This is a genomic window from Streptomyces violens, assembly GCF_000717745.1.
GTDB lineage: Bacteria > Actinomycetota > Actinomycetes > Streptomycetales > Streptomycetaceae > Streptomyces > Streptomyces violens.
Genome location: NZ_JOBH01000002.1, coordinates 688723 through 714466 on the forward strand (window position 1 = coordinate 688723; position 25744 = coordinate 714466).

Annotated in this window: 21 protein-coding genes; 10 read left to right on the forward strand and 11 right to left on the reverse strand. The window is 71.9% G+C overall.

What is annotated here, in order from left to right:
• Positions 1-40 precede the first annotated feature (40 nt).
• Positions 41-2863 (reverse strand): penicillin acylase family protein, encoded by a 2823-nt coding sequence (locus IF04_RS0106370; protein ID WP_030252179.1) that lies wholly within the window; start codon positions 2861-2863, stop codon positions 41-43.
• Between the two features lie 224 nt (positions 2864-3087).
• Between IF04_RS0106370 and IF04_RS0106375 the strand changes: the two genes are divergently transcribed.
• From IF04_RS0106375 to IF04_RS40325, 3 genes are all read left to right on the forward strand, one after another.
• On the forward strand, positions 3088-3699 hold the full coding sequence (locus IF04_RS0106375; protein ID WP_030252181.1) for a hypothetical protein: 612 nt from the start codon (positions 3088-3090) through the stop codon (positions 3697-3699).
• A 214-nt stretch (positions 3700-3913) separates the two neighbouring features.
• Positions 3914-5278 (forward strand): L-lactate MFS transporter, encoded by a 1365-nt coding sequence (locus IF04_RS0106380; protein WP_030252184.1) that lies wholly within the window; start codon positions 3914-3916, stop codon positions 5276-5278.
• Entirely contained in the window at positions 5275-5388 is a 114-nt protein-coding gene (locus tag IF04_RS40325; RefSeq protein ID WP_417828981.1) for an MFS transporter small subunit, read from the forward strand. Before IF04_RS0106380 ends, IF04_RS40325 begins: the two co-directional genes overlap by 4 nt.
• A gap of 6 nt (positions 5389-5394) precedes the next feature.
• Here IF04_RS40325 and soxR read toward each other — a convergent pair whose 3' ends face one another.
• Positions 5395-5886: a redox-sensitive transcriptional activator SoxR gene (gene soxR / locus IF04_RS0106390; protein ID WP_030252186.1), complete on the reverse strand. Its 492-nt coding sequence runs from the start codon at positions 5884-5886 to the stop codon at positions 5395-5397.
• Positions 5887-5976: 90 nt separating this feature from the next.
• Between soxR and IF04_RS0106395 the strand changes: the two genes are divergently transcribed.
• On the forward strand, positions 5977-6438 hold the full coding sequence (locus IF04_RS0106395) for a MaoC family dehydratase (RefSeq protein ID WP_030252189.1): 462 nt from the start codon (positions 5977-5979) through the stop codon (positions 6436-6438).
• Between the two features lie 21 nt (positions 6439-6459).
• Here IF04_RS0106395 and IF04_RS0106400 read toward each other — a convergent pair whose 3' ends face one another.
• Both IF04_RS0106400 and IF04_RS0106405 read right to left on the reverse strand, forming a co-directional pair.
• The gene (locus IF04_RS0106400) at positions 6460-7083 is read right to left on the reverse strand and encodes a TetR/AcrR family transcriptional regulator (protein WP_030252192.1); all 624 of its coding nucleotides are present in this window, start codon (positions 7081-7083) and stop codon (positions 6460-6462) included.
• Between the two features lie 118 nt (positions 7084-7201).
• Positions 7202-8353, reverse strand: coding sequence for an acyl-CoA dehydrogenase family protein (locus IF04_RS0106405; RefSeq protein ID WP_030252193.1), 1152 nt, complete (start codon positions 8351-8353; stop codon positions 7202-7204).
• A 67-nt stretch (positions 8354-8420) separates the two neighbouring features.
• Here IF04_RS0106405 and IF04_RS0106410 point away from each other — a divergent pair, with 67 nt between their 5' ends.
• Positions 8421-9053: a TetR/AcrR family transcriptional regulator gene (locus IF04_RS0106410; RefSeq protein WP_030252196.1), complete on the forward strand. Its 633-nt coding sequence runs from the start codon at positions 8421-8423 to the stop codon at positions 9051-9053.
• Positions 9054-9155: 102 nt separating this feature from the next.
• Complete coding sequence (locus IF04_RS0106415; RefSeq protein WP_245654291.1) at positions 9156-10163, forward strand: urea transporter; 1008 nt, start codon at positions 9156-9158, stop codon at positions 10161-10163.
• Here the strand turns inward: IF04_RS0106415 and IF04_RS0106420 are convergent.
• From IF04_RS0106420 to IF04_RS0106430, 3 genes are all read right to left on the reverse strand, one after another.
• Positions 10138-11523, reverse strand: coding sequence for an MFS transporter (locus IF04_RS0106420; RefSeq protein WP_030252200.1), 1386 nt, complete (start codon positions 11521-11523; stop codon positions 10138-10140). The genes IF04_RS0106415 and IF04_RS0106420 overlap by 26 nt on opposite strands.
• Positions 11524-11736: 213 nt before the next feature.
• A complete protein-coding gene (locus IF04_RS0106425) occupies positions 11737-12816 on the reverse strand; it encodes a Zn-dependent alcohol dehydrogenase (RefSeq protein WP_030252203.1) in 1080 nt (359 codons plus the stop codon).
• Positions 12817-12919: 103 nt separating this feature from the next.
• On the reverse strand, positions 12920-14338 hold the full coding sequence (locus IF04_RS0106430) for an aldehyde dehydrogenase family protein (protein ID WP_030252206.1): 1419 nt from the start codon (positions 14336-14338) through the stop codon (positions 12920-12922).
• Between the two features lie 262 nt (positions 14339-14600).
• On the opposite strand from IF04_RS0106430, the gene IF04_RS0106435 reads away from it, so the two are divergent.
• The gene (locus IF04_RS0106435; RefSeq protein WP_245654292.1) at positions 14601-16958 is read left to right on the forward strand and encodes an ATP-binding protein; all 2358 of its coding nucleotides are present in this window, start codon (positions 14601-14603) and stop codon (positions 16956-16958) included.
• Here IF04_RS0106435 and IF04_RS0106440 read toward each other — a convergent pair.
• From IF04_RS0106440 to IF04_RS0106450, 3 genes are all read right to left on the reverse strand, one after another.
• Positions 16903-18180, reverse strand: coding sequence for an MFS transporter (locus IF04_RS0106440; RefSeq protein WP_030252212.1), 1278 nt, complete (start codon positions 18178-18180; stop codon positions 16903-16905). The genes IF04_RS0106435 and IF04_RS0106440 overlap by 56 nt on opposite strands.
• 3 nt (positions 18181-18183) lie before the next feature.
• Entirely contained in the window at positions 18184-19632 is a 1449-nt protein-coding gene (locus IF04_RS0106445) for a CitMHS family transporter (RefSeq protein WP_030252214.1), read from the reverse strand.
• 148 nt (positions 19633-19780) lie between these two features.
• A complete protein-coding gene (locus IF04_RS0106450) occupies positions 19781-20395 on the reverse strand; it encodes a TetR/AcrR family transcriptional regulator (RefSeq protein ID WP_030252218.1) in 615 nt (204 codons plus the stop codon).
• Positions 20396-20531: 136 nt separating this feature from the next.
• On the opposite strand from IF04_RS0106450, the gene hmgA reads away from it, so the two are divergent.
• The 3 genes from hmgA (at position 20532) to IF04_RS0106465 (ending at position 23951) form a co-directional block, all read left to right on the forward strand.
• The gene (hmgA, locus tag IF04_RS0106455; protein WP_051830739.1) at positions 20532-21899 is read left to right on the forward strand and encodes a homogentisate 1,2-dioxygenase; all 1368 of its coding nucleotides are present in this window, start codon (positions 20532-20534) and stop codon (positions 21897-21899) included.
• Positions 21900-21911: 12 nt separating this feature from the next.
• Positions 21912-22661: a GntR family transcriptional regulator gene (locus tag IF04_RS0106460; RefSeq protein ID WP_030252222.1), complete on the forward strand. Its 750-nt coding sequence runs from the start codon at positions 21912-21914 to the stop codon at positions 22659-22661.
• 72 nt (positions 22662-22733) lie between these two features.
• Complete coding sequence (locus IF04_RS0106465) at positions 22734-23951, forward strand: type ISP restriction/modification enzyme (RefSeq protein WP_030252224.1); 1218 nt, start codon at positions 22734-22736, stop codon at positions 23949-23951.
• 21 nt (positions 23952-23972) lie between these two features.
• Here the strand turns inward: IF04_RS0106465 and IF04_RS0106470 are convergent, their stop codons facing one another.
• Complete coding sequence (locus IF04_RS0106470; protein WP_030252226.1) at positions 23973-25718, reverse strand: amidohydrolase; 1746 nt, start codon at positions 25716-25718, stop codon at positions 23973-23975.
• Positions 25719-25744 lie beyond the last annotated feature (26 nt).

The window sequence follows — 25744 nt, forward strand, 5'->3', positions numbered from 1 at the left end:
CCCCACAGCTCCGCGCACCGCACCGCTTCTCCCGAACCGCCTAGCGGTGGCTCGGGAACTCCACCACCTGCTGGTAGGTGGGCCGGTTCTGCCAGCTGATCGGATCGTGCGTGAGGCCGCCGACCGCCCGGTGGATGATCGCGTCCGCGCACCACTGGTCACCGGCCTTGCAGGCGTCGTCGCCCGGGTATACCTGCTCGGCGGTCTTCGCGGCCGCCTCGCTCAGCGTGCTGACCAGCGTGTCGCGGCACGCGTCCAGGTCGCCCTTGCCGCAGTACTGCTCGGCCAGGCCGCCGCGCACCTTCTCGCCGAGCACCGCGCGCAGATCCTTGTCGGCGTAGGACCACCAGCCGTACTGGAAGGCGGAGCCGGCGTGGCTGCCGGTCGGCCCGTGCCCGGCCGAGGGCGACTCGTCGATGGTGATGTTGGCCTTGATCGCGTCGTAGAGGCCGTCCCCGAGGCCCGGCCTGAACACCTTCTCGATCATCAGAGGCCACCAGGCATCCATGATCCTCACCGCGTCGGAGTGGGCGTACGTCTTCGATCCCGGGCTGGTCTCGCGGCGCTGTGCGCCGTCCTTGCGCCAGGCATCCAACTGCTGGACAGCGGTCTTGACCTTGGGGTCGTCGACCGGTGCCGAGCGCAGCACCTTGAGCAGCTCCGGCAGTACGTCCTCGCCGCGCAGGTCGGTGACCGCGGCCTCGCTCATCGCGCGGGTCAGGGAGGCGCGGGTGACGCCACCGTCCGCGACCAGTTCCTTCACCCGGTCGTCGAGCAGGTTGCCGCGGTGCACGGAGCCGTTGCCGAAGCCGGCCGAGTCGTACTCCCTGGCCTGCTTGTTGTTCCAGGAGATGTAGTAGTCCTGACCGACCGACTGCGGGTGCTCCTCGGGCGGGGTGTACGCGGAGGTGTTGGCCTCGGGGTCCCAGTCCTGCCACTCGTACGCCTTCTCCGCGCGGACCGGGAGGGACGGATCGACGTCCGGGTTGCGGACGGGGTTGAGGCCGCTGTTGTAGTACGCGATGTCCTTGGAGTCGGCGTAGAACCAGTTGAAGGCGTACCCGATGTGCTGTGCGGCCTGCTGGAAGGACTTGGCGTCCTTGACGTAGGACGGATCGTTGAACATCTGGAAGCCGATGATGGAGTCGGCCTCGTGGCGGTAGGTGGAGCGCTGCGCGGTGTAGGCGACGGGCTTGCCGTCGACGGTCGCGCGGTGCGTCACGACGCCGTAGTCGGTGCGGTGGACCTGCATACGGTACGAGCCGGCGGCCGTCGGGTCGGCGACGGTCGGCTTCCAGGAATTGGTGCGCTCCAGCTTCTCCATGGGCACGCACCGGCCGTCCTTGCGGTAGGACGTGGAGTCCTTCGTGGGCGTGGACCCGTCGGTGTTGCACAGCTCGATCGCGTAGGTGTCGGTGATGTCCTGGCTCGCGGAGGTGGCGCTCCAGGCGTAGTCCTGGCCGCGGCCGAGCTGGACGTACATGCCGACGCCCGCGAAGGAGGCGCCGCGCGCGCTGATGCCGGGACCCTGGATCTCCTGGAGCATCAGCAGCTGCGGGGCGAAGTAGCCGGTCTGCGGCCCGAAGACGGCAACCGGGTTTCCGCTGGCGGTGTGTTTCCCGGAGACCAGCAGGGCGTTGGACATGCCGCGGTGCTGGGTGGCGTCGAAGCTGCCCTTCGGGAGCACGCCGTCCTTGAAGACGCCTTCGAGCGGCTTGAGCTTCTTCGGGGTCTGCACATCGGCCTGTGGCGGGTCGCTCTTGGCGGTGGCCGCGCCCTTCCGGTCGTACACGAGCGGTTCGGGCGTGACCGAGCCGCGGTCGGGCAGCGCCGTGCCCTTGGCGTGCTTCGGCTTGACCGCGTACGGGAAGGACTGGCCGTCGTGGAGCGTCATCGCGGCCTCGGGGTCGTTGCGTTCCCGGAAGGACTCCCAGACCTCGGTGCCCTTCTCGACGCCGTACTTCTGCTGCGCGGAGAGCAGCGCGAGGGCCTGCGGTACCTCGCCGCCGCCCCCGTTGCCGAACAGCCCGCCGACGACGGACGCGAGGGCGATCAGGTCGGTGAGCTCGAAGGGCTTGATCTCCCCGGCGTTGGTGACCGCGTTCACGTGCCCGGTCAGCACGTACTCGCCGGGGAAGTAGCGGCCCTTCTTGGACTTCTCGCGGTAGGCGTTGATGCCGTCGACGTACGCCTGGGCGTCCGCCATGGCCTGCTCGCCGCGCGGCCCGTTGTTCTCGCGGATGGCCTCGACCTGGTCCTTCAGGTCCTGCTCGGTGTACGGGGCCTTCGGCCAGAACTCCTGCTCCAGGCCCTGGTTGGCGAGCGCGCCGCCGGCGAAGGAGGTCAGCTCGCCGCGGCCGATGTGCCGGAAGAGGTCCATCAGCCAGAGCCGGTCCTGCGCTGCGGCGTAGCCCGCGCCGTACTCGGTGCCGTAGCGGGTGGTGCCCTTGATGTGCGGCACCCCCGTCTTCTTGTCGCGGGTGATCGTCACGTCGTCGCGCGGCCGGGTGACCTTGCCGACCTGACCCTCGGGGACGCCGAAGGAGGCGTCGTTGAAGAAGTTCGTCAGGGTCTCGTCGGTGAGCGACTGGTGGCCGCCGTTCAGGTCGTTGTACGGGCCGAGCTGGTCGGAGGCGTGCGCGGGACGGGTGCCGAAGAGCTTGTTGCCGAGGATCTCGGCGAGGGTGGCGTTGCCGTTCTCGCCGGGCGGCAGGATGTCGGCGCACTGGCCCCGGCAGTGGTCGGTGACGGGTGGCGGGTCCGCGGTGGCCGCCGCGGCGGGGAGGGGTGCCAGGGCGCTGGCTCCCAGGGCGCACACCGCTGCCACGGCGGCAGCGGCGCGCCCTCCGGTACGTCGTCGCATTCCTGCTCCTTGGGAGGCGGGTGCGCTGGACGTTACCGTCGGTAAATCCGCGACGGAAGATGAACAACAGTCAACTTTCGTTCAACCACCCCACTCCCCCCACGCATCACCTCTACACCCCAGGTAACACCCCTTTCTCGCACGGCAGTTCGATGGATCCGGATGCCGTTCCGTTACGTCCATTCCATGTCCAGTCGGGTTCCTCCCCACGGAGGTGGGATGAATTGGCCGGTTTCAGAGCTCTCGCCGAGCAGGTCCGCAACCCCGGGCTCGTCGCGACCCAGCGGCGGACGGCGCTGCGCAAGTGCCTCGAACGGTTCGCCCCGTACGGGCACCGGGCGACCTGGCACCACTTGTGCACCCGTGCAGGCATCGGGACGCAGGACCGCAACCCTGACCCGGGCAGGCTCATGGCCGCCCTGGCGGAACTGGAGGAGGCACGCAACCTCTGGCTCGCTTATGAAGAGGACTTCGCCGCCCGTCGGCGGCGTGAGAAGCACGAAGGCATCCGGCAGCCGGGCGCCCTGCACGAATGGCACCTGCGCACCTGGGGCGGGTGCGACATCGTGCCCTGCGAGTCACCGCACCGGCATCCGACCGCACGCCTGGCCGAGGTGCTGCGCCGGGTGATCGCGGCCATGGAGTCGGGCCGGCAGCGCGAGGACTGCCCGGTGTGCGGGGGCCGGCGCTTCGTCTGGCACACGGACGGGGCACACCCGGTGAACGGGCCGGTCTGCCAGGAATGCGGAGTCGTCACCCCGTCGGCGGTCCTGACCACCGCCGTACTCTCCGCCGCCCGGCGCGCCAACGCCGACCGGGCCTTCGCCGCGGCCTGAGCCACGGGCAGCACGCGGCAGCACCCGGCAACAGGGTGTAAGCACCAGGGGGAAACGGCGGGGCGCCGGGCGCGCACCTGCCGCATCAGGCGGACGTGGGACCGGATGCGCCGGTACGGGGGACCCGCGCCGCCACGAACCGCCAACGAGCCACCGCGGTATCGCACTTGAGGGCCTCTTCCCGCGAGTGCATGAAGGTTGTACGTTCCCGTGCATGCTCCCGCTCGCCCGTTCCGCCACCGTCGCCCCGCCGGGCTGGAGCCGCTGGCTCGTCCCGCCCGCCGCGCTCGCCATCCACCTCGCCATCGGCCAGGCGTACGCCTGGAGCGTGTTCAAGCCCCCGCTGGAGTCCTCGCTCGGGCTCTCCGGCACCGCCTCCGCGCTCCCCTTCCAGCTCGCCATCGTGATGCTCGGCCTGTCGGCGGCGTTCGGCGGCACGCTCGTCGAACGGCGCGGCCCGCGCTGGGCCATGCTCGTCTCCACCCTCTGCTTCTGCTCCGGCTTCCTCGTCGCCGCGCTCGGCGCCGCCACCCGCCAGTACTGGCTGGTCGTGCTCGGCTACGGCTTCATCGGCGGGATCGGCCTGGGCATCGGCTACATCTCCCCCGTCTCCACGCTGATCAAGTGGTTCCCGGACCGCCCCGGCATGGCCACCGGCATCGCCATCATGGGCTTCGGCGGCGGCGCGCTGATCGCCTCGCCCTGGTCCAGCGGACTGCTGGAAGCGCTGGGCGCCGATTCCGCCGGTATCGCGCGGACGTTCCTCGTGATGGGCCTGGTGTACGCGGTCTTCATGTCGCTGGGTGTGCTGCTGGTCCGGGTACCCCCGGACGACTGGCGGCCCCCTGGCGCCGCGCCCGCCCGGACCTCTCAACGCCCCCTGGTCACCAGCGCCCAGGTCTCGGCCCGCAACGCGCTGCGCACCCCGCAGTTCTGGTGCCTGTGGGTCGTCCTCTGCATGAACGTCACGGCCGGCATCGGCATCCTGGAGAAGGCCGCGCCGATGATCGCGGACTTCTTCGCCGACACCGCCACACCCGTGAGCGCGGCAGCGGCGGCCGGCTTCGTCGGCATGCTCTCGCTGGCCAACATGCTCGGCCGGTTCGCCTGGTCCACCACCTCCGACCTGGTCGGCCGCAAGAACATCTACCGGCTCTACCTCGGCGTGGGCGCGCTGCTGTACCTCGTACTGGCGCTGACCGGCGACGCCTCCAAACCGCTCTTCGTCGCCTGCGCGGCCGTCATCCTGTCCTTCTACGGCGGCGGTTTCTCCACGGTCCCCGCGTACTTGAAGGACCTCTTCGGCACGTACCAGGTCGGCGCGATCCACGGGCGGCTGCTCACCGCTTGGTCCACCGCCGGCGTCCTCGGCCCGCTGATCGTCAACGCCATCGCGGACTCCCAGCACGCCGCCGGGCGCAGCGGCCCCGACCTCTACACCACGTCGTTCTTCATCATGATCGGTCTGCTCGTGATCGGCTTCATCGCCAACGAGCTGGTCCGGCCGGTCCACTCGCGCCACCACGAGCCGGTGCCGCCGGACCGCCTGGAAGCACAGGAAGAAGGAGCCGCCCGGTGACCGGCCGCCGCACCGCCCTGCTCGTCCTCGTCTGGCTGTGGGTCGGACTGCCCTTCGCCTACGGGCTGTACGAGCTGACGCTCAAGATGACGCAGCTGTTCACCGGCTGAGGCCGCTCACCCCTCGGGGGCCGGGTCCGCCGGGCGTCCGTCGCGGTCCACACGCAGCCGCCGCGCGCCCGTCCCCTGCTCGCCGAGCTCGTCGTACGGGTTGGAGAGCGCGCACTTCTCCAGGGAGAGGCAGCCGCAGCCGATGCAGTCGGTCAGCCTGTCGCGCAGATCCTGGAGCTGGCCGATGCGCGCGTCCAGCTCGCTGCGCCAGGCTTCGGAGAGCCGCGCCCAGTCCGCGCGGTTGGGCGTGCGCTCCTCCGGCAGCTCGGCGAGCGCGTCACGGATCACCGCGAGCGGGATGCCGACGCGCTGCGCCGCCCGGACGAACGCGACGCGGCGCAGCGTGTCACGGGTGAACCGGCGCTGATTGCCCGCGGTCCTGGTGCTGCTGATCAGCCCCTTGGACTCGTAGAAGTGCAGGGCGGAGACGGCGGCGCCGCTGCGCGCCGAGAGCTGGCCGACGGTGAGCTCGTGGACCTTACGGGAAAGCTGGGGCACGTCGGCCAGCCTAATAGGAAGAGCCGTTGACAGCGGAGGATCTGGACAGCAAGCTGAGCAAGCGCTTAGTCGATGAGGAGGCATACGGACATGGCAGACCCCCGAGTGTTCGGTTCGCTGGACGAACTGCGTGGAGCCGTCGGCGAGGAGCTCGGCCCGAGCGACTGGCTGGAGGTCGACCAGAAGCGGATCGACCTGTTCGCCGACGCCACCGGCGACCACCAGTGGATCCACATCGACCAGGAGAAGGCGAAGGCCGGGCCGTTCGGCACGACCATCGCGCACGGCTACCTCACGCTGTCACTGCTGCCCGCCCTCGTACCGCAGCTGATGCGCGTCGACAACGTCAAGATGGGCATCAACTACGGCACGAACAAGGTGCGCTTCCCCTCCCCCGTGCCGGTCGGCTCGCGGCTGCGCGCCACCGCGAAGATCGCCGAGGTGACCGAGGTGCCGGGCGGCGTGCAGCTCACGACGGCGGTGACCGTGGAGCGCGAGGGCGGCGACAAGCCGGTCTGCGTCGCGGAGTCGGTCAGCCGCTTCTACCTGTAAGTCCCCTGGAAGCCCCGGCTTTTACGGGCGCCGGGCGCCCACCATGCCCAGTACCAGGTCGGCGTAGAGCTCGCCGACCTGGTCGGGCGTGCGCTTCCCGTCCGCGGTGAACCAGCGGGCGACGTCCACGCAGAGTGACAGCACCGCCAGCGTCGTGCCGGGCACGTCCCGCACGGTGAACTCCCCGGCGTCCGCGCCGTCCTGGATGATCTCCCGCAGCAGCCGGTCGGTCTTCCGCCGCAGGTCCGCGATCTCGGCGTAGTGCTCCTCGCTCAGCGCCTTCAGCTCGTACTGGATGATGCGCGCGGTCGTGTGCCGCTCGGCGTGCCAGCTCGCGAAGGCGCGTACCGCGCAGCGCAGCCGGTCGGCGGCCGTGCCCTCGGCGCCGGCCGCGGCCGCCATGATCTTCAGCGCCCGCTCGTGGCCCGTGACGCTGATGCGGTAGAGCAGCTCTTCCTTGGTCTTGTAGTGGATGTAGAGCGCGGCCGGGCTCATGCCGGCCCGCCCGGCGATGTCACGGGTGGTCGTGGCGTGGTAGCCGCGCTCCGCGAACGCCTCGACGGCAGCCCCGACCAGCCGCTGGGCCGCGTCCGGAGCCACCTCGGCCCATTCTCCTGCGGCCTCGTCCGCCCGCTCCGCTCCCATCGCGCACTCCGATCCTGCGGTCCGCCGCGGTCCGTCCGCGGCGGGCCATCAGATCGAACACCATACTCCAGGACTGAGCAAGCGCTTAGGGCTGTGTCTTCGGAACCCGGTACTCCGGTCAGAACGCGGAGACCCCCGTCAGCGCGCGCCCGATGAGCAGCTTCTGGATCTGGCTGGTGCCTTCGTAGAGCGTCATCACGCGGGCGTCCCGGACGAGCTTGCCGACCGGGTACTCGTCGATGTAGCCGTACCCGCCGAAGACCTGCAGGGCGTTGTTGGCACAGCGTACCGCCGCCTCGGAGGCGAACAGCTTCGCCTTGGACGCCTCGGTGACAAAGGGCTTCCCGCGGTCGATGAGGTCGGCGACCCGCCAGGTCAGCAGCCGGGCCGCGTCCACGTCCAGCGCGATGTCGGCGAGCAGCTCCTGGACGAGCTGGTGGTGGGCGATGGTCTTGCCGAACTGGTCGCGCTCGCCCGCGTACCCGACGGCGGCGTCCAGCGCGGCCTGCGCGATGCCCACGCAGCCGGCCGCGACCGACATCCGGCCCTTGGCCAGCGCGGACATGGCGACGGAGAAGCCCTTGCCCTCGGGGGCGATCATCGCGGACGCCGGGACCCGCACGTCCTCCAGGACCAGCTCGGCGGTGGCCTGGCCGCGCAGGCCCAGCTTGCCGTGGATCTCCCGGCGGGACAGGCCCGGGGTGTCGGTGGGCACGAGGAAGGCACTGACACCCTTGTGGCCGGGCTCCGCGCCGGTGCGGGCGAAGAGCAGCACCACGTCGGCCCAGGTGCCGTTGGTGATGAACATCTTGGTGCCGTTGATCACCCAGTCCCCTCCGTCGCGCACGGCGCGGGTGGTGAGGTTGCCCGCGTCGGAACCGGTGCCGGGCTCGGTGAGGCCGAAGCAGCCGAGGGCCTCGCCGGAGGTGAGCCGGGGCAGCCACGCCTGCTTCTGCTCCTCGCTCCCCCAGGCGGCGATGGACTTGGCGACCAGCCCGAGCGAGACGGAGACGATGCCGCGCACGGAGGAGTCGCCGCGCCCCAGCTCCTCGGTGACCAGCGCGTACGCGAAGTGGTCGCCGCCGGAGCCGCCGTACTCCTCGGGGATCGTCAGGCCCAGGAAACCCAGGTCGCCCATGGTCTTCACGATTCCGCGGTCGACCTGCTCGGCGCGGTCCCACTCCGTGACGTGCGGGGCGACCTCGCGGTCGACGAAGTCCTTGGCGAGCTGCCGGACGGCGGCCTGCTCCTCATTGAGTTCGAGGTTCATGATGCGTCTTCCTCTGGGCCTTAATTATCACTGCTAGTTTTTTGCGGCGGCCTCTACTATGTGCGTCATGGCCCGACCCCGCAAGCCCCTGCTGAGCCGTGAGCGCATCGTCACGGCGGCCCTCGCGCTCATCGACGAGGAGGGACTGCAGGCGCTCTCCACCCGGCGGCTCGCCGCCGAACTCGGGGTGAGCGGCCCGTCGCTGTACAACCACTTCACGACCAAGGACGAGATCCTGGACGCCGCGGCGGACATGGTGATCGCCAAGGTCGACGTCTCCGGATTTGGACCCGACGGGGACTGGCGGCGCGGGCTGCTGGAGTGGGCCCGGTCCTACCGCGCAGCGCTCGCCGCGCACCCGAACTTCGTGCCGTTCCTCGCCCAGGGGCCCGGCCGCCGCCCGGCGGGCCTGAAGATGGCCGACGCGGCGTTCGGCGGCATGGTCGAGGCCGGCTGGCCGCCCGCGCAGGCCACCAAGGTCTGCGCGATGGTCCGGTACTTCGTGGCGGGCTCGGCGCTGGGCTCCTTCGCCCGCGGCTTCGTCGACGACGCGGCCGCCTACGACCCCGCCGACTACCCCCACCTCGGCCAGGCCCATCTGCTCGCCGAGCACCAGCAGCAGGTCGACGAGGGCGCCTTCGAGTCCGGACTGCGAGCCCTGGTCGACGGGTTGGCGCTGCAGTACCAGCCGGTCTCCTGACCTCACCCGCCGCGATACCGCGACCCTCCCCTGTTACGTACATGTAACACCCATGTAATATCCGGTCGGCCGTGACGTACCGCGCGCGACAGGAGAAGACACGTGCAGCAGCCGATACCGGACCGCCGGTGCTATGCCTTCCTGCTGCGAGTACTGCGCGGCCAGGCACAGGTCGACTTCCTGTCCAGCGCGCTCGCCGGGCTGATCTTCACCGTCGCCCTGTTCGCCGCCGGCTGGCAGTACGGCATCTACGGACTGTGCGGCACCGCGCTCGGCACGGCCACGGCGCAGGCGCTCGGCGTGGCCCGCGACCGGGTCACCGCGGGCCTGGAGGGCTTCAACTCCTGCCTGGTGGCGGTGGGTTTCGCCGCTTTCCTGGGCGCCGACCACCTCTCCACCGCGCTGCTGGCCGCAGGCGGCTGCGTGGTCGTCACCGTGCTCACCGGGGCCGTCGGCACGCTGCTGCGCCCGTGGAACCTGCCCACGCTGACCCTGCCGTACTGCCTCACCGCCAGCGCCATGACCATCGCGGCGCCCGGCTTCGTCCGCGTCTGGCACCAGGGCCCCGGCCTGGCCACGCTCGCGAGCCCGGCGTCCGGCCGGACCGCACTCACCTGGTCCGACCTCTGGCACGCCTTCTTCTCCAACATCGCCCAGATCTTCTTCATGCCGCAGTGGTACGTCGGCGCGCTCTTCCTCGTCGGCATCTTCGTCGCCGACCGCCGGCTGGGCGCGCTGGCCTGCCTGGGCAGCGCGGTGGGCATCGCGGCGGGCTGGCTGCTGGGCGCGCCCGCCGGGCAGATCGCCGACGGCGGGACGGGATACAACGCGGTGCTCGTCACGATGGCGCTGGGCGGCGTCTTCCTGGCCACCGACCGCTGGTCGCTGGCGTACGCGGTGACCGGCGCGACCGCGGCCACCATCCTGACCTCGGCGACCGCCGCGCTCTTCGCCCCGTCCGGCGGGCACACCTTCACCTGGCCGTTCGTGCTGACCACGCTGGCGTTCCTGGTCGCGGTGCCGGCCTTCCCGCGGTTGCGGAAGGCCGGCGAGCCCGCGGCGTCCGAGGCCCCGGCGGGCCCCGCTACTCCGCCGGCCGCGGCTGCGTAGCCGGGGCAGCGGCGGGCGCAGCGGCCTCCGCGGCCGCCCGCTTGGCGCGCTTGGCGAGTACCGCGATGGAGGCCAGGGCGATCACCGCGAGCACCATGATGTAGCCGGAGACCGCCATCGAGGTGCCGCTCGCCTCCAGCAGCAGGACCATCAGGAACGGCGCGAGGCCGCCGCCCAGGACGGCGCTGATCTGGTAGCCGAGCGAGGCCCCCGTGTAGCGCATCTCCGCCGAGAACAGCTCGGCGAACAGTGCGGCCTGCGGCCCGTACATGATGCTCAGGAAGCAGCTGGCGATGAACGTGCCGACGGCCAGCCACACCAGCGAGGCGGTGTCGATCAGCAGGAACATCGGTATCGCCCAGACCAGCAGCCCGACCGCGCCGAGCGTGTAGACACGCAGCCGGCCGATCCGGTCGGAGAGCGCCGCGGAGGCCGGGATCAGGGCGAGCTGGGTGAGGCTGACCAGGAGGGAGACGGTCAGCACGGCCGTGCGCTGCATGGCCAGCTCGCGGGTGGCGTAGTCCAGTACGCCGGTGATCAGGATGTAGAACGTCGCCGTGTTCACCGTGAAGCTGCCGCCGGCCAGCAGGACCGTGCCGAGGTGCTGGCGGAGGATCGTGCGCAGCGGCGAGCGCTGGGCGTCCGCCTGCTGTTCGGCGGCGGCCAGCCGGCGCTCGGCGTCGCGGAATTCGGGCGTCTCCTCGACGCGGGTGTGGATGTACCAGGCGAGGACCAGCACGAGGATGCCGACGAAGAACGGCAGTCGCCAGCCCCAGGAGGCGAAGCCCGCGTCGCCGACGACCGCGCCGGCCACCAGGAAGACGGTGTTGGCGGTGACCACGCCGATCGGCACGCCGAGCTGGACCAGCGAGCCGTACAGCCCGCGCTTGCCCTCGGGGGCGTACTCGGTGGCCATCAGCATCGCGCCGCCCCACTGGGCGCCGACCGCGATGCCCTGCACGATGCGCAGCAGGACCAGGAGGATCGGCGCGGCGATGCCGATCGTCTCGTACGTGGGGAGCAGGCCGATGCCGGTCGTGGCCAGGCCCATCAGCGTCAGCGCCAGGACGAGCATGGGCTTGCGGCCGCGCTTGTCGCCGAGCTGGCCGGCGATGACGCCGCCGATGGGTCTGGCGAGGAAGCCGACCGCGAAGGTCGCGAATGCGGCGAGCACGCCGGCGACCTGGCTCCCCGAGGGGAAGAAGGCGTGCCCCAGTACGAGGGCCGCGGCGATGCCGAAGACGAAGTAGTCGTACCACTCGACGGCGGACGCCAGAGCGGCCGCGGTGGCCACCTTGCGGCGGTGCCGGGCGGTGGGGGCCGGGGTGGGGCTCGGTGTCGCGGGGGAGGCCGTGTCCATGCGTGCACGCTCCGAGGGTGCTGGGGAACGGGGGGCGGCGCCGTGATTGCGGGTGACCGTACCGACCGGCTGGTACGTGGTCAACGGTCTGCGCAACAGGAGTTTTTACGGAGGCATGAGCGGGGCTTTGCCCAGCTGGAGCGGCATGTTCCGGGCAGCCCGAAGGCCCCCGGGGCACTCGCTCCCGGGGGTCAGTCGGACCGTGTCAGGCCATCAGAAGACGATCAGCGCGCGGCCTCCCTTGCCCGCGAGCATGGCGTCGAAGGCGGCCGGGATGCCCTCCAGCCCGATCCGCTCGGTGACCAGCCCGGACAGGTCCAGCGCGCCGCTGCGGACGTGCTCGGCGATGACCGGGAGGTCCTTGGCGGGGTCGCTGTTCCCGTAGACGCAGCCGGAGAGGGTGCGGCCGAAGTAGAAGAGCTCCAGCGCGGAGAAGGTGACCTGCTGGTCCTGGCCGCCGACGCCGACGACCGTCGTGCGGCCGCCGCGGCGGGTCGAGGACCAGGCGGTACGGATCGTGTCGGCGCGGCCGACGCATTCGAGGGCGACGTCGGCGCCGACCCCGCCGGTGATCTTGCGGATGCTCTTGGCAGTGTCATCGGCCGCCACCAGGAAGTCCGTGGCGCCCGCCGCGCGCGCCAGCTCCTCCTTCGCCGGGGAGACGTCGACGGCGATGATCGGGCCCGCGCCCGCGATCCGCGCGGCCTGGAGCGTGGCCAGGCCGACGCCGCCGACGCCGAAGACGACGACCGACTCCCCCGCGCGGACCTGCGCGGAGTTGTGCACCGCGCCCCAGCCCGTGAGGACCGCGCAGCCCAGCAGGGCGGCCTCGGTGAGCGGTACGCCCTTCGGAAGCGGCAGCGCGGCGTTCGCCGCGACCACCGTCTCCTCGGCGAAGACGGCCGTACCGAGGCCCGGGTAGAGCTCGCTGCCGTCCGCGCGCTGTGCGTACGGCTTCGCCGCCGCGGCGGCCGAGTTGGCGCACAGCCACACCTCGCCCAGCCCGCAGAAGTGGCAGTCGCCGCAGGACGGCGCCCAGTTGAGGACGACCGGGTCGCCGGGCGCGAGGCCGGTGACGCCCTCCCCGACGGCGGTGACGGTCCCCGCGCCCTCGTGCCCGAGGACCGCGGGGACCGGCTGCTTGAGCGTGCCGTTGGACAGCGACAGGTCGGAGTGGCAGACCCCGGCCGCGGCGAGCTTGACCCGGATCTGGCCGGGTCCGGGATCGGGGAGCTGGATCTCGGCGATCTCCAGCGGGGCGTTGACGGCGGTCAGTACGGCAGCGCGGACCACGGTGCGGTCTCCTCGGTGGGGAGTGCGGAGTACGGGCGGGAACTGCGGGATGGGACCTGCGGGGAAAGGATCGGGCGCCGGCCGGGACCGGCGCCCGGGCCGCTCAGAGCTGGAGCGACTTGGTCTGGAGGTACTCGGTCAGGCCGTGCGGGCCCAGCTCGCGGCCGACGCCGGACTGCTTGTACCCGCCGAAGGGCGCGAGGAGGTTGAAGCGGCCGCCGTTGATGTCGACCTGGCCGGTGTCGAGCTTGCGCGCGAACGCCACCGCGGTCTCCTGGTCCTTGGCCCAGACGGCGCCGGCCAGGCCGTAGACGGTGCCGTTGGCGATCTTCACGGCCTCGTCCTCGTCCCGGTACTTCATGATCGAGATGACCGGCCCGAAGATCTCCTCCTGCGCGATGGTCATGCCGGGGGTGACGTCGGCGAAGACGGTCGGGCGGACGTAGTAGCCGGACGGCAGCCCCTCGGGGGCCTCGGCGCCGCCGGTGACCAGGCGCGCGCCCTCCTCCTGGCCCTTGGCGATGAAGCCGCGGACCCGGTCGCGCTGCTTGGCGTTGACGACCGGACCGAGGCGGCTGGCCTCGTCGTTCGGGTCGCCGGGCACGTACTTGGCGACGATGTCGGCGGCGAGCCGGACGGCCTCCTCGTACTGGTCCTCGTGGACGAGCATCCGGGTCAGCGCGTTGCAGGACTGGCCGGAGTTGCGGATGACGTCGGCGACGTTGACCTTCACGGCCTTGGCGAGGTCGGCGCCCGGCAGGATGACGTTGGCGGACTTGCCGCCCAGCTCCAGCGCGACGCGCTTGACGGCGCCGCCGGCGATGGCGCCGATCTTCTTGCCGACCGCGGTGGAGCCGGTGAAGGAGACCAGGTCCACGCCCTCGTGCTCGGCGAGCGCCTGGCCCGCGACCGTGCCGAGGCCGGTGACGAGGTTGAAGACGCCGGCCGGGATCCCCGCCGCGTCCACGCACTCGGCGAAGAGCTGGGCGGTGAGCGGGGTGTCCTCGGCGGGCTTGAGGACGACGGTGCAGCCCGCGGCGAGCGCCGGGGCGACCTTGTTGGTGATCTGGTGCAGCGGGTAGTTCCAGGGCGTGATCGCGCCGACCACGCCGACCGGCTCGTGCAGCACGGTGGAGGTGCCGAGCTGCTCCTCGAAGGAGTGCTCGGCGGCGAGCTGGGCGTACGAGGCGGTCACCGCGATCGGCATGCCGGTCTGCACGTTCGCGGCGAAGGACTTCGGCGAGCCCAGCTCGGCGGTGATGGTCTCGGCGATCTCGCCGGCGCGCCCCTTGAGCTGCTCGACCAGCGCGGTGAGCTTGGCGGCGCGCTCGGCGGGCGCGGTGGCGCGCCAGCCGGGGAGGGCGGCGCGCGCCGCCCGTACGGCGGCGTCGATGTCGGCCGCGGTGCCGGCCGGAACGGTGGCGATCACCTGCTCGTCGGCGGGGTTGCGCACCTCGATGGTGTCGCCCCCCACCGCGTCCCGCCAGGCTCCGTCGATGTACATGCCGTCGTGTGCCTTCATGTCGGCGTCCTCCCCAGGGGTGGTCGTCAGGTGCGCTAAGCGGGCGCTCATACGCCGCGCGTACAAACTATCGCCGCTAGTTTGCGGGGCGCCACCCTGCCGAGGGTCCCCTCTCGACTGATTTCGGGTGGCGGGCGGCGCAGTATCCCACTCCCGCCTTTCGGGCGGGTGACAGTCGCCGGAAGGGACGCACGACCCACGCGTCGCCGCTACCGTGCGCGCCATCCAGCACCATTCACGAGTACCGACGTACGGGGTGGCGATGCGCATGGTCCAGGAGACCGGGCACCGGCGCAGCGGCGAGCTGCCCGCCGAAACGACCAGCTTCATCGGCAGACAGCGGGAGATCGCGCAGGTCGCGGCGGTGCTCGACCGCTTTCGCCTGGTCACCCTCACCGGCCCCGGCGGGGTCGGCAAGACCCGTACGGCGGTGCGCGCAGCGCATCGGCTGCGCGACCGGTCCCCGGACGGGGTCCATCTCGTACCGCTCTCCGCGCTCACCGAACCCGAGCTGCTGCCCAACACCGTCGCGGCCGCGCTCGATCTGCCCGAGCAGGCCGCCCGGCCCGCCATGGAAGTCCTCACCGCCTACCTGGAGGACAAGAACGCCCTGATCGTCCTCGACACCTGCGAGCATCTGATCGACGCGTGCGCGCTGCTCGCCGACGAACTCCTGCGCACCGCACCGGACGTGCGGCTGATCGCGACCAGCCGGCAGCCGCTGGACATCGAGGGCGAGCACGTCCTGCCCATTCCCCCGCTGTCCGTGGAGGACGGCCCGGACGCCGCGGCGGCCCGGTGCGGCCGGCCCGGCGCACGCTCCGACGCCCTGCAGCTCTTCGCGGACCGCACCGCCGCGGCCGTACCCGGATTCACCCTCACCGACGACAACCTCGCCGACGCCACGTCCCTGTGCCGCCGCCTGGACGGCATCCCCCTCGCCATCGAACTGGCCGTGTCCCGGCTGCGCGCCCTGTCCCTGGAGGAGATCCTCGGCCGGCTCGACCGCCGCTTCCTGCTGCTCACCGGCGGCCGCCGCACCACCGTGCCCCGGCATCAGACGCTGCGCACCACCATCGGCTGGAGTCACGCCCTGTCCACCCCCCAGGAGCGGGTGCTGTGGACCCGGCTCTCCGTCTTCGCCGGGGAGTTCAGCCTGGAGGCGGCGGAAGGGGTGTGCGCCGACGAGCGCACCCTCCCGGCCGAGGACGTCCTCGACGCGCTCTTCGGCCTCGTGGAGAAGTCCGTCGTGCAGCGCGTGGAGACCGAGGTGGGCACCCGTTACCGGATGCTCGACACGATCCGCGAGTTCGGCCGGGACCAGCTCGCCGCGGGAGCGGAGGAGGCGGGCCTGCGGAAGCGCCACGCGGCCTACTTCCTCGACCGGGCCGGGCAGTTCGACGCCGAATGGACCGGCGACGCCCAGCTCGCCTGGGTACGCAGGCTCCGCTGCGACCAGGCCAACCTGCGGACCGCGCTGGAGACCTGCGTCAGCACCCCGGGCCTGGCGTACGACGGCCTGTGCCTCGCGACCCGGCTGTGGGGCTACTGGCAGTGCACCGGTCTGTACACCGAGGGCCGCTACTGGCTGCGCCGCGCCCTCGAATGCAGCCGCGAACCGACGCCTGAACGCGTCAAGGCGCTCTGGCTCACCAGCTGGTACCTGGACGTCCAGGGCGAGCGGGGCGACAACTGGGCGCTGCTCGACGAGGCCGAGGAGATCGCCGCCCGCGCCGGCGATGCCCGCGGCCTCGCCTGGACGCTCGCCTTCCGGCATCACGCGCGCTATTTCCGCGGCACCGTCGACGGCGTCATCGAGGGATACGACGACGCCCGCCGGCGGATGGCCGAAGCGGGCGACGAAGTGGCCCTGCTGATCACCGCCTTCCACCTCGCCTTCGCCCACTTCGTCACCGGAGGCATCGGCGAGGGCATCGCCCTGTGCGACGAATCCCTGCGCCGCAACGCCGCCCACCCGCAGGAACACTGGTCGCGCAGCTGGGCGCTGTGGGTCAAGAGCGTCGGCCTGTGGCTGAAGGGCGAGTTCGCGCAGAGTATCGAGTGCTGCCGCGAGGGCATCCACTCCAAGGCCGCCCTGCGCGACACGATGGGCATCGCGCACTTCCTGGAGGGCTTCGCCTGGTACGCCGCGGAGCAGGGCCACTTCGAGCGGGTGGGCACCCTGCAGGGCGCTGCCGACGTGCTGTGGCGCAAGGCCGCCAAGGAAGCCCGGTTCGGCATCCCCGTCCTGCACGAGCTCCACGACAGGGCGGCCGAGCTGGCCCGCCGGGCACTGGGCGCGGACGCGTTCCACCGGGCGTTCACCGAGGGCGGCTCGCTGGCGCCGGCCGCGGCCGTGGCACTGGCGCTGGACGAGGACCTCACGAAGATGCCGGAGCTGCCGGTCCGGCGGGGCACCCCGGCCGACGAACTCACCCCCCGCGAGCGTCAGGTCGCGGCGCTGGTCGCCCAGGGCCTCACCAACCGGGAGATCTCCGAGAAGCTCGTCGTCTCCAAGCGGACCGTCGACTCGCACATCGAGCACATCCTCGCCAAGCTCGGCTTCAGCTCCCGCGCCCAGATCGCCGCTCTCGAGGACGGCCCGCCCGCGCCTCCGTAGCCCTGGCGGCCGTCCTGCGGGGCACGGCGGGCCCGCGCGGCACCCGTACCGCGATCACGGCCGAGCCCAGCAGCAGCACGCCGAGCAGCACGAAGGGCGCGGCGGCGCCCGCGACGCCGGCGGCGAGTCCGGCGCCGGCGGGTGCCGCGACCTGGCCGAGACGGTTGCCGGTGAGGCGCAGGGCGAGGGCCGTGGAGCGGGCGTCGTCGGGGGCCGCCTGCACGACGGTGGTCATGGACAGCGGCTGGCCGACGCCCAGGCAGAAGCCCAGCGCGGCCAGGACGAGGGCCAGTGCCCAGACCGGCAGCGGCACGGCGATGGCCGCGCACAGGAGGGCCGCCGCCGCGCACGTGCTGGTCAGCAGCGCGGTACGGCCGAGGAGGCGGAGCATCGGGGTCATCACCAGCCGGCAGGCGATGGTGGCCGCGGCGCGCAGGCTCAGCAGCAGGCCGATCGTGGCGGGCGCGATGTGGTGGGCCTCGCCGACGACCGGGAGGTAGGCGGTGAGGATGTCGGTGGCGGAGAGCACCGAGAGGCTGATGAAGATGCCGGCGCCGACGCCGCGGGTGCGCAGGATGCCAAGGACCGGAACGCGGCGGGCATGGGTGCGTGCAGTGCCACCCCCGAGTACGCCGTCTCGTCGTTCCTGCCGCTCCAGCCGCCACAGGGCGGTACAGGCGCAGGCCGCGGCGGCCGCGGAGACCAGCAGTGCGGTGGCGCTGGTGCGGGCCATCGCGCCGTCGTGCCCGGAGATCAGCAGTCCGGCGCCGATCGGCCCGATGAGCTGGCCGAGCGAGGCGCCGATGGTGAAGTGGCCGAAGTTCCGGTCGCGCTCCTCGGGGGCGCTGCGCCGGGCGACGATGGACTGGGCGCCGATCACGAAGCACAGGTGGCCGAGGCCCATCACACCGCTCCAGGCGGCCATCGCGGGCAGCGAGGCCACCACGCCGCTGAGCGCGCAGCCGCCGGTGATCAGCGCGATGCCGACGGCCAGCAGGGGCGTGCAGCGGCCGTGGTCGGTGCGGCGGCCCAGCGGGACCGCGACCAGCAGCGGCAGCAGCGCGTACACGCCGGTGATGACGCCGACGGCGGTCTCGTCGGCGCCCAGCGCGAGCGCCCGGTAGGAGACGGCGGGCCGTGCCATGCTCACCGCCGCCTGGGCGAAGGAGAAGGTGAGAACGAGGCGCAGCAGCCAGCCCCTGCCGGGCGTCGGAGCGTTCATGGGTCAGATGATTCCGTACAGCAGTCCGGCGCCGAGCACCACCAGGGACGTGAGCGCGGCCCATTTCACGGTGAATTTGGTGTGGTCGGCGAACTCGACCTTGGCCATGCCGACCAGGACGTAGACGGCGGGGACGAGCGGGCTGGACATGTGCAGGGCCTGGCCCACGAGGGAGGCGCGGGCGATCTCCAGGGCGCCCACACCGTGCGCGGCGCCGGCCTCGGCGAGGATCGGGACGATGCCGAAGTAGAAGCCGTCGTTGGACATGAAGTACGTCAGCGGGATGCTGAGCAGGCCGGTGACCAGGCCCATGTGCGGGCCGAGCGCCTCGGGGACGTTGCCGACGAGCCAGCGGGCCATGTGCTCGACCATGCCGGTGCCGGTGAGCACGCCGGTGAAGACGGCGGCGGCGAAGACCATGCCGGAGACGTTCAGGACGTTCTCGGCGTGCGCGGCGATGCGCGCCTTCTGGTCCTTCATGTGCGGGAAGTTCACGGTGAGCGCGATGGCCGCGCCGAGCAGGAAGAGCACCGGGATGTCCAGCACCTGCATGATCAGCAGGGTGAGCAGCGCGACGGTGAGGGCGGCGTTGAACCAGTACAGCTTGGGGCGCAGGGTGGCGCGGTGCGGGTCCAGGACCTGGAACTCCTCCTCGGGCGCCGGGCCGTGGTCCGGGCCGGCGGTCCCGGCGGAGCCTCCGGTGGGCAGCGTACGGCCGGTGGTGCCGCCCTTGCCGCCGGCGCCCGCGCCGACGAGGACCGTCTCCTTCTCGGTGACCACTGCGTTCTCGGTGTCCTCGGCGATGACCTTGGCGCTGCCGGGCTCGTCCAGGGTGAGCAGGCCCAGCCGCTTGCGCTCGCGGCGGCCCAGCACGTAGGCGAGGACGAAGACGGCGAGCAGGCCGGTGGCCAGCGCGGGGATCATCGGGATGAAGATGTCGCCGGCGTCCAGCTTCAGCGCGGTCGCGGCACGGGCGGTGGGGCCGCCCCAGGGCAGCGTGTTCATCACGCCGTTGGCGGTGGCGGCGACGCCGGTCATCACCACGAGGCTCATCTTCAGGCGCTTGTAGAGCGGATACAGCGCCGAGACGGTGATCATGAAGGTGGTGGAGCCGTCGCCGTCGAGCGAGACGATGGCGGCGAGCAGCGCGGTACCCACGACCACGCGGACCGGGTCGGCCTTGCAGAACTTCAGGATGCCGCGGACGATCGGGTCGAAGAGGCCGACGTCGATCATCACTCCGAAGTAGATGATCGCGAACATCAGCATCGCGGCGGTCGGCGCCAGGTCGCCGATGCCCTTGATGACGTAGTCACCAAGGTTCGCGCCCTGTCCGATCAGGACGCAGAACAGTGCGGGAATGAGCACGAGCGCCGCTATCGGCGACATCTTCTTCATCATGATCAGCACCAAGAAGGTGGCAATCATGACAAACCCGAGGATTGTCAGCATTGGGGGTACCTCACGTTCGCCCTTGAACACCTGCCAGGGGGTGGCGGTCGTGGTGACGTTAGGGGCGGCGAACTTTTGTTAACAAGACCTTGACGCGCGAGCAATACGAGCAAAACCCCAGGTCAATAGGGCAGCGGTCGCAGCGCGCTCAGTCCAGCACCCGTCCCAGGTACGCCCGCAGCAGCTCCTTGGTCTCCGCGACGATCCCCGGATCGCCCTCGGGCGCGACCCGGAAGGCCAGCTGCACCAGCGCGTCGGCCGCTTCCACGCCCACCAGGAACGCGGTCCGCAGCCGCTCCTCCGCGGGGTCCAGGCCGAGCGGCCCGGCCAGCAGCGCCAGCAGCCGGTCGGCGACGCGGTGGTTGGCCTCCCGGGTGGCCTGCGGCGCGGGCACGGTGAACTCCACCAGCGCGAAGCCCGGCACGGACCGCTTCATGACGAGGTACTCCTCGATCACCACGTCCATGGCGTACCGCCAGTCCAGCCGGTCACCGGCCGCCGCGAGCCCGGCGGTGACCCGCTCCGCGTACCCGTCGAGATTGCGCAGCGCCAGCGCCTCGGCCATCGCCCGCTTGTTGGGGAAGAAGCGGTAGACCGAGCCGATGGGCACCTCGGCCCGGGCGGCCACCGCGCGGGTGCTCAGGTCCTCGTACCCCTGCTCGTCGAGGACTTCGGCGCAGGCGTCGAGGATGCGGGTCAGGCGCTCGGCGCTGCGTCGCTGGACCGGGGCGCGGCGGAGTGACGGGGTATCCACGTACTCCATCCTGCACGCACTCCGGCCGGTTCCCGCCGCTCACGGGAGCGTCTCCGGGCGATTCCGTTGACGGGCCCGGGCGCCAATCCTAAGGTCATGCACAGGATTCCTTGAGGTTCTCCGGGTTGAGCGGCGGGAGTACGCGATGACAGGCACGGGCGAGGAGCGGGCGAGGAAGACGGCCGAGGGACTGGCCCACTCCCCGGGGTTCGGGAACGAACACACCTCGGAGGCCGTCCCCGGCGCACTGCCCACCGGCCGCAACTCCCCCCAGCGCGCCCCGCTGGGTCTGTACGCGGAGCAGCTCAGCGGCACCGCGTTCACCGAGCCGCGGGCCGCCAACCGCCGCTCCTGGCTGTACCGCATCCGCCCCTCGGCGGCCCATCCGCCGTTCGTACGGGCGGACAACGGCGGCGTGCGCGCCGCCCCCTTCACCGGGACGGTGCCCGACCCCAACCGGCTGCGCTGGGACCCGCTGCCCGAGCCCGCGCCCGGCACCGACTTCGTCGCCGGACTGTGGACGCTGGGCGGCAACGGCGACGTCACCGAGCGCAGCGGCATGGCGGTGCACCTCTACCGCGCCAACTCCTCCATGGAGCGCAGGGTGTTCAGCAGCGCCGACGGCGAGCTGCTGATCGTCCCGGAACGCGGCGGGCTGCTGCTGCGCACGGAATTCGGGCTGCTGCGCGCCGAACCGGGGCATATCGCACTGATCCCGCGCGGCGTCCGCTTCCGCGTCGAGCTGCTGGAGGCGAGCGCCCGCGGTTACGTCTGCGAGAACTACGGCCGCCCCTTCCAGCTCCCCGACCTCGGCCCGATCGGCGCCAACGGACTCGCGAATCCGCGGGACTTCCTGGCTCCCGTCGCCGCGTACGAGGACGTCGAGGGCCCCCACGAGGTCGTCAACAAGTTCTGCGGCAACCTCTGGACCGCGACCTACGACCACTCTCCGCTGGACGTCGTCGCCTGGCACGGCAATCACGTCCCGTACGTCTACGACCTGCGCCGTTTCAATGTCCTCGGGTCCATCTCCTATGACCACCCGGACCCGTCGATCTTCACGGTGCTCACCTCCCCGTCCGACACCCCGGGCCTGGCGGGCGTGGATTTCGTGGTCTTCGCGCCGCGCTGGCTGGTCGGCGAGAACACCTTCCGGCCGCCCTACTTCCACCGCAATGTGATGAGCGAGTACATGGGCCTCATCGAGGGCGCGTACGACGCGAAGACCGGCGGCAAGGGGGGATTCGTGCCCGGCGGCGGGTCGCTGCACAACATGATGTCCGCGCACGGCCCGGACCGCGCGACGTACGAGAAGGCGAGCACCGCCGAGCTGAAGCCGCAGAAGGTCGACGACGGGCTGGCGTTCATGTTCGAGACGCGCTGGCCGGTGCTGCTCACCGAACAGGCCGCGAGCGCCGACCACTTGCAACGAGGCTACGACGACGTGTGGCAGGGTCTCGAACGCCAGTGGGGGTCCGGGGGAGGATTCCCCGGAGAACCCAGCCGTCCCTGACCGGAGCCCGCCGTGACGACCTTCGCGCCCGACTCGCTCGCCCTGAACCGCAAGCTGCCCCTGTGGTACCAGGTCTCGCAGTCGCTGCGGGCCTCGATACTGGGCCGCTCCCCCGAAGCGCCGCTGCGGCTGCCCACCGAGGAGACGCTCGCCGCGCACTACGGGGTGAGCGTGCTGACCATGCGGCAGGCCCTGAAGGAGCTGGAGACCGAGGGGCTGATCAGCCGGCACCGGCGGCGCGGCACCTTCATCGAGCCGGCCGCGCGGCGCGGCGCCCCGGTACAGCTGCTGGGCTCGGTGGACGCGATCGTGGCCCAGCAGTCCGGCATGGTGAGCGAGCTGCTGGAGCACGGCACGGGGCCGGTGCCGCCGGAGCTGGCCGAGCACTTCCCCGGGCTGCCGGAGGTCGGCGTGTACCGGCGACTGCGCAGCGACGAGCGGACCGGCGAGCCGACCAACCACGCCGTCAACCACGTCCGTCCGGACGTCGCCGCCCGCATCGACCCGGCCGAGCTGGAGCGCCACCCGATGACGAAGGTGCTGCGGGACACGGTGGGCCTGCGGATCGGCCGGATCACCGACACCGTGGAAGCTCGGCTGGCGGACCCGGAAACCGCGCGGCTGCTGGACGTCCCGCTGCTCAGCCCGATCCTGCACTACACGGGCATCACCTACGACGAGGCGGGGCAGGTGGTGGATGTGGCGCGGATCCATTACCGGGGCGACCGTTTCTCGTTCACGGTGACGCTGGACGCCCACTGAGAGCCTGAGTCCGTCCAGCGGGGGCGTGGTTACCATGCCCGGGTCATCGGAAACGTCCGGGAGGGTTGCCGCGTGACGGCGAAGCGGGACGAGGGGGACGCGCCCCTGCTGTCCGATCTGATGCCGTGGTCCGTGCCCGCGCCGCGGCTGGGCCGGGCGTGGATCATGGCGCCCGACGCCGCCTCGCTGCGCGCCCGCTGGGACGCGCTGCTGCGAGCCGACGGCCTTGCGGACCGTGAGCGGCTCTTCCGCCCGTCCCGGGCCCGCACCCTGCACACCGCGGTCGGCCAGCTCCCCGGCCGGGCCACCACGACCGGCCGGCTGGCCCGGCTGGTCGCGGGCGACGCGCCCTGCGCCGAGCCGATGCGGGTCCGGCACGGCACGTACGACCAGCTCTGGCTGCTGCCCGACCACCGGCTGATCGACGCGGCCCGGCCCGAACTGTGGCGGGTCGCGGACGCCGCCCAGCTCTTCGCCGTCGAGCAGCCGCGCGTCCCGCAGGACACCGGCCCTGCGCTCGCCCTCTCGGCGGTGCTTCCCGTCGGCCGCCAGGGCCGTGTCCGCCCCCTGTACCGCCGCCCCAACGGCACCGAACCGAACCTCGCGCCCGGCCTCCTCGGCCACCTCGGTGACCGCCTCGGGCACCCGGTCACCGCCGAGGACGCCTTCGCCTACCTCGCCGCCACCGCCCGGCACGAGAGCGCAGGCATCACCGTCCCGCTCACTGCGGACCCAGAGGTGTGGGCGCGCGGGGTGGCGCTGGGGCGCGAGCTGATCCGGCTGCACACCCGTGGTGCGGGCTCCGGCGAGCGCCCCCGGCTGCCCGGCGGCCGCCGCCCGTACGTGCGCGCAGCGCTGCCCGCCCGGGGGCTCCCTACCGAGATCGCGTACGACCCGGAGGAGGAGGCGCTGGACATCGGCGGGGGCCGGATCTCCCCCGTACCCGTCGCCGCCTGGGACGCGCACGCGGGCGGCGTCCGCGTCCTGGAGGCGTGGCTGGAGCGGCGTACGGGCGCGGTCGAGCCGGGCACCCTGGAGGCGCTGCGCCCTGCCGCCTGGCCCCAGGAGTGGACCACCGACCTCCTGGAGCTGATCACCGTACTGGCCCTGCTCGGCGAACTCTCCCCCGAACAAGCCGGTTTGACGACCGCGCTCGCCGCGTCCCCGCCCGTCGGCGCCACGGAGCTGACCGCCGCGGGCGTCCTCCCGGCACCCGCGGCGACGCGCCGCCCGGCCTCCGTCCTGGACCACCAGGAGGAGGGCCCGGACGGCCAGTTCGCGCTGCTCTGACGGGGCCCGCGGCCCGCAGGACTACTTCTGCGGCGCGAGCTCCGGCCCCAGCGAGCTGAACTTCTCGTTGCTCACCACGCGCTTCGGGGGCCAGGTGATGTTCGGCGGCGGCCAGGACTGGCCGGTGCGCTCCAGGAACCACTGCGGCGGCTCGTACATGGGCGGCTCGTAGCCGTCCGGAAGGGCGGTCTTCCAGCGCACGCCCTTGGTCCGCTCGGCGAACTCGTCCTTGACCGCCTTCAGCCGCGCGGGCTGGGTGATCAGGTCCACCGCGGTCGCCGCGAGGTACTTCGCCGCCGCGAGGAGGGCCGCGTGGCCGGGCGCCGCCGCGGCGCAGGCGGCCGTCGACCAGGTGTGCATCTTCGTGCCGATGGGGGCGAGGGCCGCGCCCATGGAGACGGTGGGCACGTTCCAGCTGATGTCGGCGACATCGGTGGAACCGCCGCCCATGAAGACCGGGTTGGGCGGGGTCAGCTCGCCGATCTTGTCGTGCAGCCCCTTCTCGGGCAGGCCGAGCGACTTCTGCAGGTCCTTGGCCAGCCGCTGAGCCTCGTCGCTGAACTCCGGCGGGCCGATCTTCCGCATGTTGTCGTGCATCAGCTCGGCGAAGGACCGGGACGGGAGCTGGTTCCAGCAGGCCGAGGTGATCCGGTGCCGGACGGTGGTCCGGCTGGCCTTGGCGGCCGCCTCGGACACCTCGATGACCTTGTCGAGCAGGACCTGTACCCGCTCCGGGCTGCCCTCGCGCACATAGTACGAGATCTCGGATATCTCCGGGGTGACGTTCGGGATGTCACCGCCGTTGTTGATCACCCAGTGCAGCCGGCCGGACGGCGCGAGGTTCTCCTCCCGCAGGAACTCCGACATCGTCGCCATCATCACGGCGGCGTCCAGCGCGCTCTTGTTGCCGAGCGGGGTGCCGCCGTGGCCCGCGACGCCGAGGAAGGTGAAGGTGACCGCGGTCATCGCGGTGGACGAGCCCCAGCCGGTCGCGTTGGACGTGGACGGGTGCCAGTCCAGGAAGGCGTCCAGCCCGTCGTACACGCCCTTGCTGACCGCGTACGTCTTGCCGATCAGCTGCTCCTCGGCGGTGGAGCCGAAGAACTTCACGGTCACGTCGAGGCCGTGCGCGGTGGCGGCCTTGGCGACCGCAGCGGCCGCGGCCGCCGCCGCGGTACCGAGGGCGCAGTGCCCGCAGCCGTGGCCGGGCCCGTACCCGGGCGCGAACGGGTCGTGGACGTACTCCAGCGGGTCGTGGTGGCCCACGCCCTTGCGCTGTGACAGCCCCGGCAGCGCGTCGTACTCACCGCTGAAGCCGAGCACCGGGCCGCCCTTGCCGTGCCGGAAGGTGGCGGTGAAGGCGGTCGGGAAGCCGGCCGTGCCGAACTCCACGTCGAAGCCGGCGGCCTTGAGGAAGTCCGCCTCGGCGAGCGAGGACTTCCACTCGCGCAGCGAGAGTTCGGCGTTCTCCCAGATCTCGTCGTCCAGGCCGGTGATCTTCGCCCGCTGGTCGTCGATCCAGGCGAGCGCGGCGGCCTTGGCCGGGGAGTCCTCGGCCAGCCCCTTCGGCGCTTGGTATCCGTCGGGGTCGGCGGCGGTCGCGTCGGACGCCGCGGCCATCGCGGGGTCGGCGGCGGCGCTCATGGCCGCCGTGCTCACCCCCGCGGCCCCCAGCAGTTGAACGATTCTGCGTCTGCTGAGCCCGCCGGGGGCCGCCCCCGCGTCGTGCCCGTGCTTGTGCTCGTGGTCGTCGTGCAGATCACACACCGGCGCCTCCCGCGGCAAAGATGGTT

Coding starts and splice junctions, on each gene's coding strand:
- IF04_RS0106405 (WP_030252193.1), bottom strand. CDS start 8,353: ATGAACCTCGAACTCAATGAGGAGCAGGCCGCCGTCCGGCAGCTCGCC.
- hmgA (WP_051830739.1), top strand. CDS start 20,532: ATGACAGGCACGGGCGAGGAGCGGGCGAGGAAGACGGCCGAGGGACTG.
- IF04_RS0106430 (WP_030252206.1), bottom strand. CDS start 14,338: ATGAAGGCACACGACGGCATGTACATCGACGGAGCCTGGCGGGACGCG.
- IF04_RS0106445 (WP_030252214.1), bottom strand. CDS start 19,632: ATGCTGACAATCCTCGGGTTTGTCATGATTGCCACCTTCTTGGTGCTG.
- IF04_RS0106450 (WP_030252218.1), bottom strand. CDS start 20,395: ATGGAGTACGTGGATACCCCGTCACTCCGCCGCGCCCCGGTCCAGCGA.
- IF04_RS0106440 (WP_030252212.1), bottom strand. CDS start 18,180: ATGAACGCTCCGACGCCCGGCAGGGGCTGGCTGCTGCGCCTCGTTCTC.
- IF04_RS0106395 (WP_030252189.1), top strand. CDS start 5,977: ATGGCAGACCCCCGAGTGTTCGGTTCGCTGGACGAACTGCGTGGAGCC.
- IF04_RS0106435 (WP_245654292.1), top strand. CDS start 14,601: ATGCGCATGGTCCAGGAGACCGGGCACCGGCGCAGCGGCGAGCTGCCC.
- IF04_RS0106380 (WP_030252184.1), top strand. CDS start 3,914: ATGCTCCCGCTCGCCCGTTCCGCCACCGTCGCCCCGCCGGGCTGGAGC.
- IF04_RS0106370 (WP_030252179.1), bottom strand. CDS start 2,863: ATGCGACGACGTACCGGAGGGCGCGCCGCTGCCGCCGTGGCAGCGGTG.
- IF04_RS0106420 (WP_030252200.1), bottom strand. CDS start 11,523: ATGGACACGGCCTCCCCCGCGACACCGAGCCCCACCCCGGCCCCCACC.
- IF04_RS0106400 (WP_030252192.1), bottom strand. CDS start 7,083: ATGGGAGCGGAGCGGGCGGACGAGGCCGCAGGAGAATGGGCCGAGGTG.
- IF04_RS0106410 (WP_030252196.1), top strand. CDS start 8,421: ATGGCCCGACCCCGCAAGCCCCTGCTGAGCCGTGAGCGCATCGTCACG.